At 32.0% G+C, this 14,736-nt stretch carries 13 protein-coding genes; 9 read left to right on the forward strand and 4 right to left on the reverse strand.

The features are described from left to right. The first annotated feature begins 32 nt into the window (after positions 1-32). From clpP to EW14_RS09420, 3 genes are all read left to right on the forward strand, one after another. Entirely contained in the window at positions 33-677 is a 645-nt protein-coding gene (clpP, locus tag EW14_RS09410; RefSeq protein WP_011819266.1) for an ATP-dependent Clp endopeptidase proteolytic subunit ClpP, read from the forward strand. A 104-nt stretch (positions 678-781) separates the two neighbouring features. Continuing rightward, positions 782-2,149 (forward strand): ATP-dependent protease ATP-binding subunit ClpX, encoded by a 1,368-nt coding sequence (gene clpX, locus EW14_RS09415; RefSeq protein WP_042851202.1) that lies wholly within the window; start codon positions 782-784, stop codon positions 2,147-2,149. A gap of 57 nt (positions 2,150-2,206) precedes the next feature. Next, positions 2,207-3,964 (forward strand): DNA polymerase III subunit gamma/tau, encoded by a 1,758-nt coding sequence (locus tag EW14_RS09420; RefSeq protein WP_042851203.1) that lies wholly within the window; start codon positions 2,207-2,209, stop codon positions 3,962-3,964. Position 3,965: 1 nt separating this feature from the next. Here EW14_RS09420 and EW14_RS09425 read toward each other — a convergent pair whose 3' ends face one another. Next, complete coding sequence (locus EW14_RS09425; RefSeq protein ID WP_042851204.1) at positions 3,966-5,267, reverse strand: glycosyltransferase family 2 protein; 1,302 nt, start codon at positions 5,265-5,267, stop codon at positions 3,966-3,968. A gap of 12 nt (positions 5,268-5,279) precedes the next feature. Beyond that, a complete protein-coding gene (locus EW14_RS09430) occupies positions 5,280-6,833 on the reverse strand; it encodes a SpoIID/LytB domain-containing protein (protein WP_042851205.1) in 1,554 nt (517 codons plus the stop codon). Between the two features lie 91 nt (positions 6,834-6,924). Here EW14_RS09430 and rpmI point away from each other — a divergent pair, with 91 nt between their 5' ends. From rpmI to EW14_RS09460, 6 genes are all read left to right on the forward strand, one after another. Further along, entirely contained in the window at positions 6,925-7,122 is a 198-nt protein-coding gene (gene rpmI, locus EW14_RS09435) for a 50S ribosomal protein L35 (protein ID WP_002806185.1), read from the forward strand. A gap of 28 nt (positions 7,123-7,150) precedes the next feature. Beyond that, on the forward strand, positions 7,151-7,498 hold the full coding sequence (gene rplT, locus EW14_RS09440; RefSeq protein WP_042851206.1) for a 50S ribosomal protein L20: 348 nt from the start codon (positions 7,151-7,153) through the stop codon (positions 7,496-7,498). Positions 7,499-7,534: 36 nt separating this feature from the next. Further along, positions 7,535-8,092: a tetratricopeptide repeat protein gene (locus EW14_RS09445; RefSeq protein WP_042851208.1), complete on the forward strand. Its 558-nt coding sequence runs from the start codon at positions 7,535-7,537 to the stop codon at positions 8,090-8,092. Positions 8,093-8,094: 2 nt separating this feature from the next. Beyond that, positions 8,095-8,889: a thiazole synthase gene (locus tag EW14_RS09450; protein ID WP_042851209.1), complete on the forward strand. Its 795-nt coding sequence runs from the start codon at positions 8,095-8,097 to the stop codon at positions 8,887-8,889. Positions 8,890-9,063: 174 nt separating this feature from the next. Next, positions 9,064-10,257 (forward strand): NAD-dependent epimerase/dehydratase family protein, encoded by a 1,194-nt coding sequence (locus EW14_RS09455; protein WP_011863760.1) that lies wholly within the window; start codon positions 9,064-9,066, stop codon positions 10,255-10,257. Between the two features lie 27 nt (positions 10,258-10,284). Continuing rightward, positions 10,285-11,418: a glycosyltransferase family 1 protein gene (locus EW14_RS09460; protein ID WP_042851210.1), complete on the forward strand. Its 1,134-nt coding sequence runs from the start codon at positions 10,285-10,287 to the stop codon at positions 11,416-11,418. Between the two features lie 15 nt (positions 11,419-11,433). On the opposite strand, the gene EW14_RS09465 is transcribed toward EW14_RS09460, so the two are convergent. Continuing rightward, positions 11,434-11,682 (reverse strand): hypothetical protein, encoded by a 249-nt coding sequence (locus EW14_RS09465; RefSeq protein WP_025895199.1) that lies wholly within the window; start codon positions 11,680-11,682, stop codon positions 11,434-11,436. Between the two features lie 129 nt (positions 11,683-11,811). Beyond that, positions 11,812-14,724 carry an aminomethyl-transferring glycine dehydrogenase gene (gcvP, locus tag EW14_RS09470; RefSeq protein ID WP_042851211.1) on the reverse strand — a complete coding sequence of 971 codons (2,913 nt, stop codon included), beginning with the start codon at positions 14,722-14,724 and terminating at the stop codon, positions 11,812-11,814. Between the last annotated feature and the right edge of the window lie 12 nt (positions 14,725-14,736).

Genomic DNA, 14,736 nt, shown 5'->3' on the forward strand with positions numbered 1-14,736 from the left:
CCTTAAATTACTTATAAGACCAAAACTAGTTTGTGAACTCAGAAAAAAAACATTTAATCCAAAGCTCAATAAGTTCTTACGAAAGTAATAATAAAACTATTGCTGCTGTTCCTACCGTTATAGAACAATCAGGTAGAGGAGAAAGAGCTTTTGATATATATTCAAGACTATTGAGGGAGAGAATAATTTTTTTAGGTACTGGAATTAATGATCAAGTATCTGACTCACTTGTTGCACAATTGTTATTTCTTGAAGCTGAAGATCCCGAAAAAGATATACAAATATATATCAATTCTCCTGGAGGCTCAGTAACTGCAGGAATGGCCATATACGATACTATGCAACAAATATCACCTGATGTAGTGACAATATGCTTTGGAGTAGCCGCAAGTATGGGGGCATTTCTACTTTCTGGAGGAGCAAAGGGGAAAAGATTGGCTTTACCTAATTCTAGGATTATGATTCATCAACCTCTTGGAGGTGCGCAAGGTCAAGCAGTAGAGATTGAAATACAAGCTAAAGAAATACTTTTTCTCAAGAAAACATTAAATTCGCTTTTAGCAGAACATACCGGTCAACCTTTAGAAAAAATTAATGAAGATACAGAAAGAGATTACTTTTTATCACCTTCAGAAGCAGTCGAATATGGATTAATTGATAAAGTTATCAAAAAGTGACAAGGGGTTCTGATTTTTTAAGAATATGATGACGAATCGATATTTATGAGCAATCCTAGTGAATAGGGAATATTTAACACCTTTCACTTTAAAACTTATAATCGATGGCTAAATTCGACGCCCATCTTAAATGTTCATTTTGCGGGAAGTCACAAGACCAAGTAAGAAAGCTTATAGCTGGTCCTGGGGTTTATATCTGTGATGAGTGCATAGACCTTTGTAATGAGATTCTCGATGAAGAACTACTTGATAATCAAGCGAACACAAACAACTCTCCACAAGTAAAAAAGAAATTACCAACTGATAATCCAAAAAAATCTGTTCCTTTAGAATTAACCTCAATTCCTAAGCCATTAGAAATAAAAAGTTTTCTAGATAATCAAGTTGTTGGACAAGAATCTGCAAAAAAAATATTATCAGTAGCCGTATACAATCACTACAAGCGATTAGCTTGGAAAGTTAAAGAAGACAGTAAAAATAGCAATTCAACTGATTCACAAGCAACTAAATTACAAAAATCAAATATTTTACTCATCGGCCCTACTGGAAGTGGAAAAACATTATTGGCGCAAACTTTAGCAGAGTTTTTAGATGTTCCTTTTGCAGTAGCTGATGCAACGACTTTGACAGAAGCTGGATATGTTGGGGAGGATGTTGAAAACATACTTTTAAGACTTCTACAGAAATCAGAAATGAATGTAGAACTAGCTCAAAAAGGAATTATTTATATTGATGAAATAGATAAAATTGCAAGAAAAAGCGAGAATCCTTCAATTACTAGAGATGTCTCCGGTGAAGGGGTACAGCAAGCATTATTAAAAATGCTTGAAGGAACAATTGCTAATGTGCCACCTCAAGGAGGAAGAAAACATCCTTATCATGACTGCATCCAAATTGATACGAGTCAAATACTATTTATTTGTGGGGGAGCTTTTATAGGTTTAGAGGATATCGTTCAAAAGCGTATGGGTAAACACTCTATAGGATTTACCACCAATTCAGATCAAAACAAAGTTGATACAAAAAAAATTGTAGACCCAAGAGATTCCCTGAAAAATTTAGAATTAGATGACTTAGTGAAATATGGCCTAATTCCAGAATTTATTGGAAGAATTCCGGTTTGTGCTGTATTAGATCGTCTTACTAAAGAAACTTTAGAATCTATTTTGACTCAACCAAGAGATGCATTAGTAAAGCAATTCAAAACTTTGCTAAGTATGGATAATGTTGAATTATCATTTGAGCCTGATTCTGTTGAAGCGATAGCAAATGAAGCATACAAAAGAAAAACAGGTGCAAGAGCATTAAGATCAATAATTGAAGAGCTAATGCTTGACATAATGTACACTTTGCCTTCTGAAGAAAATGTAAAAGAATTCACAATTACGAAAAAAATGGTAGATAATTTGTTCTCATCCAAAATTGTTAAACTACCTTCAGGATCAAAAAGAATCATTAAAGAGTCTGCATAAAATTAGAGTTTAATTTTTTTAATTGAATCCCTAATTTTTCTAATTAAGGAAAAATAAATGCCAAATATACATAAGCCTTTTCATCAAAAATATAGACCAAAAAACTTAGACGAACTGGTTGGGCAACAATTTATATCCATTACACTCAAACAAGCTCTATTAACAAAAAAAATTGCTCCTGCATATCTTTTTAATGGTCCAAGAGGTACTGGAAAAACATCAAGTGCAAGAATATTTGCAAAATCTCTAAATTGCCAGGCATTCGACCAACCTACGATAACTCCTTGTTGTGAATGTGACTTATGTAGACAAATTACAGATGGGAGCGCTCTAGATATTATCGAGATTGATGCAGCATCAAATACAGGAGTAGAAAATATAAGAGAAATTATAGAAAGAGCGAGATTTGCACCTACTCAAGCGAGATGGAAAGTCTATGTAATTGATGAATGTCATATGCTTTCAACAGCAGCTTCAAATGCTTTGCTAAAAACTATTGAAGAACCGCCCTCAAGAGTTGTATTTATACTTGCGACGACAAATCCTGAGAGAGTATTAAATACAATAAAAAGTAGATGCCAAAAGTTTGATTTTAGAAGAATAAGCCCTAGTGATATTTTTCAACATTTATCAGAAATCGCCCAAAAAGAATCCATTAAGTACGAAGTTAAGGCGTTAAAAATGATTGCGAAAAGGTCTAATGGAGGCATGAGAGATGCACAAAGCCTCCTTGAACAATTGAATCTTTTACCAGAAGGGATAACAATTAATAATATCCTAAACCTCCTAGGAGAAGTATCAGAAAGTGAATTAACAATTCTGATTAAATCATTGGTTGAGAATAATCCAGAGTCATTAATTTACACCTGCAACAAATTATATGATGCCGGAAACGAACCTCTTCAAATAATTATCGGATTATTGAATATAACAAGAGATCTACTATTACACACTACTAATAATAAATATTCAGATCTTTACTATACGTCTGATGAATTTCGAGATGAGTTAGATAAAATCTCAAAAACAATAAATAAATCAACAATAATTAATTGGCATAATAATCTGAGAAATATTGAATATCAAATCAAATCAAGTGATAATCCAAGGCTTTGGTTTGAAATACATTTAACTGGTCTTCTGGATAGTCAAAAGATAAATAGTTTTGAAAATAAACAAGAAAGTAAAAATAATACGACTGAAGAGAAGCATGAAAGTAGAAAAAACATTCCAATTAATAAAGAAAATATTTCAGATGAGATTCCAAAACCAAGTATTCAAGAAGAGATAACCCACAAAGAATTGATCGAAAAAAAAGACGAAAAATTAGAAAAATTTAAAGTTCTTGAAAAAGAAAGTATTGAAAATATTTCTGAAAATAACCAAAATAATTCTGGATCAAATTTAAAAGATAAATGGGAATTAATTCTTTCTAAAGTAGAGTTACCATCAACAAGAATGTTACTTTCACAACAAGCCGAACTTGAAAGTTTTGATTCGGAGAAAATCACAATTGCATTATCTCCTAACTGGGAAAGTATGATAAAAAGCAGAAAAGTAATTATTGAAAATACTGTAAAAAAGATATTTGGAGATGGAATAATACTTAATTTTTCAACCAAACAATTAAATAAAAGTAACCCAGCAAAAAGTCCAGAAATAACCCAAAATGAAGTAAATAATTTCCGACCAATAAAAAAAATAGAACCAAAAACTAATTCTTCAACAAAAATATCTAACGAGGAGACTTATGATGATAGTTCAAAAAACTTAGCAAATTTTTTTAATGGAGAAATTATAGACCTTGATGAATAGATTAAACTCCAGTATGAAGAGTCTTTCGCCAGAGTATCTTTTTGGGAAAAATAGACATCTTTATAGTTACCCAAGGGATTACTAAAAACCAATGTGATAGATAAAAAACCGATACAAATACCATCAAAAAATTGCTTTTTTGCAATACGGGGACTTCACTTTTACAAGAAGAACCGTACCAAAAAGCAATTCCAGATAACATAAAAGCCGTAAATGAAATAGGCCAGTAAATTGGTGAATCTAAAAAAGCAATACTGAAAACTAAATCAAAGATAGAAATGATTGGTAATGCATATTGCAAGATGAAAAAGTAAGTTAAATCAAATTTCTGCAAATAATCAATTTTATTAGTAAATAATTGATCTCCATAATCGAAGAATCTTTGCAAACCCCCCTCTGCCCATCTTTGCCTTTGCGCTAATAAAGCATTTAAATTCTCAACTGCCTCCTCCATAACAGGAGGATCCCATAAGATACCAATTCTAGATTTTGATAATAATAATCTTAAACTCAAATCAAGATCATCTGTAACTGTATCTTCATTAAAAGAACCACATGCTAATAATGTTTCTTTCTTAATTAATTGACCATTTCCCCTTAATTCGGAAACTCCAGCAACTGATAATCTTCCATATTGAAAGATTGCATCCATAGCCATCTCCATTGACTGACAGGAAGTTAAAAAATTCTTACTTACATTTGTTACTGATTTTCTTAGTTGAACTGCAGACCAATCACCCTCTTCTACAAAACTAAATAACCTTATCAAAGAATCTTGTTTTAATTCAGCATCAGCATCCAAAACTAATAACCATTCACCATGGGTAAATTTCAAGGCATAATTCAAAGCTCCTGACTTTCCTCCTCCTGCATTTGGAGAACGACTTATGACTTTTAGCTTGTCATATTGTCTAGATAATCGATCTAAAATTAAAGGCGTCTTATCAGAACTACCATCATCGATTATGTAAATATTTAATTTATTTGTTGGATAATCTAAACTAAATAATCTTTCAACTAATCTTGATATAACATTCTCTTCATCTCTAGCTGCGACTAAAATATCAAGCACAGGTAAATCTTTATTGCTAATTCTTCTGCTTACAGTATTTAAAACGTTGTTCCTTTTGAAATTTCTAGAAATAACTATTAAACCGTAAAAAACAATCACAAAAGAAAGAGTCAATATTATGTAAAAGAAATTTTCGATATTGTTAGCATGAGGAATAAAAGCTACTAAAAAACAAGCACTAAAAAATATAAACGACTTCAATCTTCGATTTTTATAAAAACCCTTACCCATAAAAGTAAATTTTTAATTACTTAACTTCCATTGAGACAATATCTCAAATTTTTTTAGTTTTGCATTTCGATAGTAATGATTCAATATTTGTTCATAAGAGAATCCTAATTTAGCCATTTCAATCGCTCCTGACTGAGATAAACCTACACCATGACCGAAGCCTCCTCCTCTCAAAAGCCATAAATCATCATTTAATTTATTAATAGTAAACAAATTACTAGGTATAAAATTTAATACCCGTCGAATATCATCTTTAACAAGAACAATAGATTTATTACCCTTGTCCATTTGTATTTCCAATTTTGTCACTCTGCCACTAGACCCACGTTCAATAGAATTTAAATCCAAAACATCTTCATTAATATTTATAAGTTTGTTTTTAATTAACTTTTCTTTAATTTCAAGACTAGAAATTTTCTTATTCCATCGAAAAAGAGAATGATTACTCCCATAAAACTGTTCTTTATCAAAATCTAAAAAATTATTTAAATAAGATGCATTTGTAATTGGAAGTTTAAAAATTTTATTTAATGATTTAGAACCATCAATGATTGAATTGAAATAAGAATAATCTTGAATTTGCCAAGACTCGCCTGCAGTAGAAGATACTCCACCATTAGAACCATGGTAAAAAGCATTTATTGGTTGATTTTCATGAGTTAGAATTAAATTTGAAGTTTCGTCTATGGCTTTTTTTACGTTTTTATATGAAATTTCAGATGGCTTATAAACTTGGCATTGAGTGCTAACGCATAAATGATATTTATCCATATTAAATCTATCAGAATTAAATATGCCCCAAGTTCTTGCAATAACTGCTTGAGCCTTGAGTGCTTCTAAAGGAGAATTCGGTCCAATTTCATATGGCAAAACACCTGCCAAATAGTCATCAAATTCGATTTTTTGAACTAAGGTCCAAGTTCCATATAAATCCTTTATTAAATAAAAATTTTTGCCAAAATTTACACCATTAATTTTTATTTGCTCTTCAGAATAAATATATATAGGACCTTCAAGTTTCATACCACTGTAGTCATTTCTAAGAACAGGAGTAATTTGAAAATTTTTTATTTTTCTGGAAATCTTATTTTTTAATTCAAACTCTGGCAGATCATATTGAAATGGAATCCATACTTCCCAATTTTTAGGATAGGCAACAGTCGTCTCAAATCCTTTATCTCTTAGTTTCTCTGATTGTTTTTTTGCTGATTCATAGCTAGCAAAAGGACCAAAAACAATTCTTTCAATTGTTTTTGGATTTTTGACGGGAATATCCGCCCAGGTAATATTTATCTGTTTTGATTTATGTTTAATACCGTTGGACGATATCAAGTTTAAAAAACCTTTATTAGTTGTAAAGTTTATATTCTTTTTCTCCGAAAAACTATCATTCTCCCCGCCTAAATATTGCTTTAAACCAATTAAAAATTTTCCTTTTTTAATTTCGTTATGGAGTTCAACCTTTAGCAATTCTTCTCCTTTTGCATTTGAAATAAATCTAGTGTTTGTTATTAAAATAGAAATACAGCCTAAAAATAAGTTTAAAAAGGCAAATTTAAGTTTCATAAATTAGAACTTTCCTTATCAATTAAAAACTTTAATTTGCACCAATGCGTATAAAGGTTTAGATTATCCTAATTAAACACATTTGACTTAAATGTCTAAACTAAAAACTCGTAAATCAGCTGCCAAAAGATTTAAAGCTACTGCGACGGGTAAATTCATGAGAAGAAGAGCTTTCCATAATCATTTACTTGATCATAAAAGCTCAAAATTAAAAAGACATCTTTCAACAAAAGCCGTAGTTGATGAAAGAGATGCTGATAATGTAAAATTAATGATTCCATACGCATAAATCTTTAACCAATTTTTATTAGATATTCATGGCACGGGTAAAAAGAGGCAACATAGCCAGAAAAAGAAGAAACAAAATCTTAAATCTTGCAAAAGGTTTTAGAGGCGGCAACAAAAATCTTTTCAGAACCGCAAACCAAAGAGTGATGAAAGCTCTTTGTAATGCTTATAGGGATAGAAGAAGAAGAAAAAGAGATTTTAGAAGACTTTGGATCTCTAGAATTAACGCATCTGCGAGGATAAATGGAACAAACTATAGCAAGTTAATAAATGGGATGAAAAATTCAGAGATTATCATTAACAGAAAAATGCTTGCTCAATTAGCCTTAAACGATCCTAAGTGTTTTGAAAAAATTGTTTCTTCCTTAAGTAAGTAGAAAAAAGAATATAATCTAGAAAAGTAATTATAAATAATGGAAATATCTTCCTTTCAATCTTATTTAATAATTCTTTTTGTTGTATTGATAATAATTTCTATTTTTGTATTCAGACAATTTTTAAAAACAAGAAGTGAAGAATTAAATTTAATAAAATTCGAGCAGAAAGGGTTAGATTCTCTAACTCAAGCTACAGAATTATATGAATTTGGGTCTATTCAGATAAAAAAAAGACTATATTCTGAAGCTACTAAAACTTTTTTAAAAGCAATTGAAAATTATGAAAATGAACCTGATGAAGCCAAAGCGATAATAAATAATGCTTTAGGATTTTCTTATGCTGCTCAAAATGAATTTAAGAAAGCAATTAAACACTACAAATCTGCAATAAAATCACTTCCAGAATATCCTATAGCCCTAAATAACCTCGCATCAGCACAACAGCGTTTACTTGAGTACGACTTGGCATATGAAACTTATCAAAAGGTTTTGGTGATAGATCCAAAAAACAAAACAGCAATTAAAAAAAGTAAGGAGTTAGAAAAAAGAAACAATTATGCACCTTATAAAGGTATTAAAGATAAGGGATTCTAAATATGGAAAATTATTCTTCTTTACTAATTGGTGGAAAACAATTTTCCAGTAGATTAATGGTTGGTACTGGCAAATACAAATCTACTCAAGATATGGTGGAAAGTTTGTCAAATTCTGAAACGGAGATTATAACCGTCGCTGTTAGAAGAATTAAAAATGATCAGACCGGAGAAAATTTACTCGAAAAGATCAACTGGGAAAAATACTGGATGCTTCCTAATACAGCTGGTTGTGTTAATTCCGATGAGGCAGTCAGAATAGCAATTTTAGGTAGAGAACTTGCAAAATTATCTGGTCAAGAAGAAAATAATTTTGTGAAGTTAGAAGTTATTCCTGACAAAAAGTATTTGCTACCAGATCCAATAGAAACTCTTAAAGCAGCCGAAATTTTAATAAAAAAGGGTTTCGCTGTACTACCTTATATCAATGCAGATCCTATTCTGGCAAAAAGACTAGAAGAAATAGGTTGTGCAACTGTAATGCCATTGGGCTCTCCCATAGGCTCCGGGCAAGGTTTGTTAAATTTATCAAATATAAGGATTATTATTGAGAATTCAAAAGTGCCAGTAATAATTGACGCAGGAATTGGGGTACCTAGTGAAGCTTCTCAAGCTATGGAAATTGGAGCTGATGGTGTCTTAATCAATAGTGCAATAGCACAAGCTGCAAATCCTCCTCTAATGGCTCAAGCGATAAATTATAGTGTGAAAGCTGGCAGGCAAGCTTTTCTGGCAGGAAGAATTAAAAAACAAGACTTTGCAGTAGCAAGTTCACCGGAAAAAAATATATCTATCTAATTCTCTAAATTGAGAAAAGTTTAAAAATAAAGTAAAAATTTATTATTTGCTTTTATTTATCGTATTAAGTAAGAAAGAAGATTTGAAACTATTTACAATGTTTTTTCGCAAAGTGGAAGCACGCTGTAGTAATTTAATAAATATATTATGAATCTTTTAATTCTGGAGTTCTGAGTGAAAGTTATTGTTCTAGGTGGAGATGGTTTTTGCGGTTGGCCTTGTGCGGTGAATTTAGCAGAGCAAAATCATGATGTAATTATTGTCGACAATTTAAGTCGTAGAAAAATTGATATTGATCTAGAGGTAGAATCTTTAACTCCAATTTCTTCCATAACAGAACGACTTTCTGCATGGGAAGAGACTGGAGGCAAGCCTATGAGATTTCTTAACATGGATATCTCTAAGCAATATCAAAAATTACTCAATTTGCTCATTGATGAAAAACCAGATTCCGTGATCCATTTTGCAGAACAAAGAGCAGCACCATACTCGATGAAATCGAGTTTTACCAAAAGATATACAGTAGATAATAATGTTAATGGCACCCACAACCTACTTGCTGCGATAGTAGAGAGTAATTTAGATATTCATGTTGTTCATTTAGGAACAATGGGAGTCTACGGATATGGATCACATAGAGGTGCAACAATTCCAGAAGGTTATCTAAAAGTTGAAGTTCCACAACCTGATGGAAGCCGCTTTGAAGAAGAAATATTACACCCTGCAAGCCCAGGTAGTGTCTACCACATGACTAAAACTTTAGATCAATTATTATTTCTTTACTACAACAAAAATGATCTTGTAAGAATCACTGATCTACACCAAGGCATCGTTTGGGGAACAAATACAGAAGCAACTTTAAAAGATCCTAGATTGACAAACCGATTTGACTATGACGGAGATTATGGAACTGTTTTAAACAGATTTCTAATGCAAGCTGCAATTGGATATCCATTAAGTGTTCATGGGACAGGAGGTCAAACAAGAGCATTCATACATATAAAAGACTCTGTAAAATGCGTACAACTTGCTCTTGAAAATCCTCCAAAATCTGGAGAAAGAGTCAAAATCTTTAATCAAATGACTGAGAGTCATCAAGTTGGAGAACTAGCTAAAAAAGTTGCTTCTCTAACTGGAGCTGATATCAATTATTTACCAAATCCAAGGAATGAAGCAGTAGAAAATGATCTAATTGTTGATAATAAATGCTTTATAGAATTGGGTTTAAACCCAACTACTCTTGATAATGGCTTATTAGAAGAAGTTGTTGAAGTTGCTAAAAAATACTCCAATAGATGTGATCTTAATCGCATACCTTGTGTTTCATCATGGACAAAAAAACAAGCTGAGGCTATAAAAACTAATTAAAATTTTTGAAATATTTACCTTAAGAAAGTGAAAATTGCATTGTTTACTGAAACTTTTTTACCTAAAGTTGACGGCATAGTCACAAGACTGACTAAAACAATTGAATTTTTAATAAAAAATGGTGATGAAGTTATAATTTTTTGTCCAGAGGGGTGTCCAGAATCATATATGGGAGCAACTGTAGTGGGAGTTGCTGCAATGCCATTACCCTTATATCCAGAGTTGAAGCTTGGTTTACCAGGTCCTGCAGTCTCTGATAAGTTAGAAAAATTTAACCCAGATTTAATACATGTGGTTAATCCAGCTGTACTTGGCTTAGGTGGCATATGGTTGGCGAAAACTAATAATATTCCTTTAATTGCTAGCTACCATACTCATCTTCCGAAATATCTGGAACATTACGGTATGGGTATGCTAGAGCCACTTTTGTGGGAATTACTTAAAGCAGCTCATAATCAAGCCTTGCTAAATTTATGTACTTCCACCGCTATGGTCAATGAATTAAAAGATAAAGGTATTCAAAGGACTGCTCTTTGGCAAAGAGGAGTAGATACTTACAGTTTCAGACCAGATTTAAGAAGTGAGAAAATGAGAGATAAATTATTTGGAAAATATAAAGATACTAATTATTTATTGATTTATGTAGGAAGATTATCAGCAGAAAAACAAATTGAGAGAATTAAACCAGTCTTAGAAAGTATCCCTAATGCTTGTCTAGCACTTGTAGGTGACGGACCGTATAGAAACCAGCTTGAAAAAATCTTCGAAAATACCAAGACTAATTTCATAGGATATTTATCTGGTGATGAACTTGCTAGCGCCTATGCCTCTGGAGATATATTTTTATTTCCCTCTAGTACAGAAACACTTGGTTTAGTTTTACTCGAAGCAATGGCCGCAGGATGTCCAGTTATCGGAGCCAACAAGGGGGGAATTCCAGATATAATTAGCGATGGGATTAATGGTTGTTTATATGATCCAGATGAAAAAGATAATGGGGTACAAAGTTTGATTGAAGCAACAAAAAGAATTCTAGAGAATGAAGATAAAAGAGAAATTATGAGAAAGGAGGCACGAAACGAAGCAGAAAAATGGGATTGGAATCAAGCAACGTTACAACTGCAAAATTATTATTCAGATACACTCAAAGAAATAGATTGAATTTGATCTAAATTATTATGCTACATGTGGGGGTGTAGGATTACTATATGAACTTAAAGGAAGTATAAGAGTAGCTATATTTTGATTCTTTTCAGGCCTTTTTTTCTTTGAGAATTTTTTACCAAAAGGTACTCTTATAACATTAGTCCCCTCAATGGAACAAATATTTGAGTTATCTCCAGAAAAATTATTTACAAAATTTGGTAAGTTGACGTTTTTAACTGGCAGTTGCTTAACGTTACCAGATTTAAAATCTTTGGTCATAGCTTCAAATACCCCAAAAAATTTGATGCTCGATTATTTTAATAAAAAAATTTAAAAAAATTCTATAAGAAAATATTAAATTTTTATTCACATTGATAATAACTAATTAAATACAGGGACGCTAGTCCTTTAAGCACATTTTTTTTCTTCTAAAGTCTCATTTTGATTTACATTGCAAGAACAAATTAAATTACGATCACCATATGCATTATTGATCCTAGAAACTGGAGACCAAAACTTAATAGTTGATGGAGTTTTATAAGGGAAAGAAGCCTTTTCTTTTGAATAAGGATATTGCCAATTATCAGCAATTAACTCTTTCAGCGTATGGGGAGCATTATTTATTACATTATTATTTTTTAATTCAAGATTATTTTCTATTTCACTGATTTCTTCTCCAATCAATAGCATAGCCTCACAAAATCTATCAACTTCTGCCAAACTTTCACTTTCAGTAGGCTCTATCATTATGGTTTCTGGAACAGGCCAACTAATAGTTGGGGCATGAAAACTATAATCAATTAATCGTTTAGCTAAATCATTGACACTCAATCCAGTTTTAGATTTTAAATCTCTAAAATCTAAAATACATTCATGTGCGACAAAATTATTTTTTCCTTTATAGAGAATCTTGAATTTATGTTTTAAGGAATGCGCAATATAATTTGCAGATAAAATTGCGTGGGAAGTTGCTTTCCTTAACCCACTAAGACCTGCCATTTTTATATACATCCAACTTATTGGAAGAATACTTGCGCTCCCATGCTTGGCAGAAGATACGAAATTAAAACTATTAGATAAATGATTATCCATTAAAGAATGTGTAGGAAGGTATGGGCTTAAAGTTTCTGATGCAGCAACTGGACCTACTCCTGGACCACCACCTCCATGTGGAATACAGAATGTTTTATGTAAATTCAAATGACAAACATCAACGCCATAGTTTCCAGGTTTGCATAATCCAACCTGAGCGTTCAAATTTGCTCCATCTAAATAGACAAATCCTCCCACAGAATGAATTAAATCACATATCTTTCTGATTTGTAATTCAAAAACTCCATGAGTAGAGGGATAAGTCAACATAAGAGCCCCTATTTGGTTATCAAATTTCTTGACCTTGATTGACAAATCTTGATAATCAATATTTCCTTCTTCATCACATTCAACAGTTAACACGTCAAAACCAGCCATAACTGCACTAGCAGGATTTGTTCCATGAGCACTTTTTGGAATTAAACATTTTTTTCTTAACAGTTCACCTTTTGATTCAAAATAAGAATTAATTGCCAATAAACCTGCAAACTCTCCTTGAGAGCCTGCATTTGGTTGAAAAGAAACTGATTTTAAACCAACAATCTCACTTATCCATTTTTCTAGGTCAGATATAATTTTTGAATAGCCTTTAGTTTGATCTGGTGGAGAAAAAGGATGCATGGAAGATAAATTAGCCCAAGAGACTGGATTTAACTCTGCTGCAGAATTTAACTTCATGGTACAGCTTCCCAATGGCATCATCCCATCTACCAAAGAAAAATCTTTTTCTGCAAGTCGGAATATATATCTCATTAATTCAGTTTCACTTTGGTAATTAGTGAATATATCTTGCTGCATCCATGCACTGGATCTCAAAGCTAAACTTTCAAGATGAAACTCTTTATCAAATTTTATATGTTCTAAATCTTCTTCTTTTTCTATAAGGTTTGCTATGAAAGTCAAAATATCTTTTATTTCTTTTTCATTACTAAGCTCATCTAAAGAGATCCCAAAGCCAGTTGAATTTTCAATAGTTGATCCCAACGGCAAAATTCTTAAGTTATAGCCATTTTTTAAAGCTTCATTATGAATCCTCTGGGAGTACTCAGAATAAACATCAACACTATCAAATCTAATCCCATCAGGAATATCAAAACCTAAAGCAGCTAAACTTGATTCTAAATTTATTCTCAACTCTACTAATCTCTTAGCAATTTGCGTTAATCCAGAGGGTCCATGATAAATAGCATAAAAAGAAGAAATTATTGCTAATAAAGATTGAGCAGTACAAATATTACTGGTGGCCTTTTCCCTTCTAATATGTTGTTCTCTTGTTTGCAATGCTAGTCTTAGAGACTTTTCTCCATTTTTTGAGAGAGTTTGCCCAACAATTCTTCCTGGTATCAGCCTTTTATATTTTTCGCTACAAGCAAAATATGCTGCATGGGGGCCACCAAAACCCATTGGTACACCAAATCTCTGCATACTACCCACTGCTACATCAACACCAAATTCAGAAATTGGTTTAATCAAAACTTGTGCTAGTGGATCAATACATGCAGTAACAATAATTTCTGATCGATGTGCTTGGGATATTAAGAATGTGGGATCATATAATTGTCCATTTTTACCAGGTAATTGCAACAACATTCCAAAAACATCATCATCATGATTAGGAAGGTTGCCTTGAGTAAAGCGTTTTAGGGATATTCCCAAAGGTTTTGCTCTGGTTTGTAGAACATTAAAAGTATGATCAAAAACATTTGACTCCACTAAGTACACTTTTGAAGATTTATTTTTTCTTGCGGAAAAACTCATGGCCATGGCTTCTGCTGCTGCAGTACCCTCATCCAACAAAGATGCATTGGCGACAGGGAATCCCGTTAGTTCACAAACAATAGTCTGAAAATTAAATAAAGCTTCTAATCTTCCTTGTGCAATTTCTGCTTGATATGGAGTATAAGACGTGTACCATCTTGGATTTTCAAGAACATGTCTTTGGATTACTTTAGGCATATGATTGTCATAATAACCAAGACCTATAAGTGATCTCATTTTAGTATTTTTATTAGCAATCTCTTCTAATTCGTTTAAAGCCTCAATTTCTGAACAACCTTGGGGCAATATTTCTGAAGATTTATCTTTAAGCTGAATATCTTCAGGAATAACTTGATTTATAAATTGATCAATATTATTAAAACCAAGCTTGTTCAGCATAATTCCTTCATCATTATCTCCTAACCCAAGATGTCTATCTATAAACAAATCAAACCCAAATTCAGATGTCATATTAAAATATTT

This window comes from Prochlorococcus sp. MIT 0604 (assembly GCF_000757845.1).
Lineage (GTDB): Bacteria > Cyanobacteriota > Cyanobacteriia > PCC-6307 > Cyanobiaceae > Prochlorococcus_A.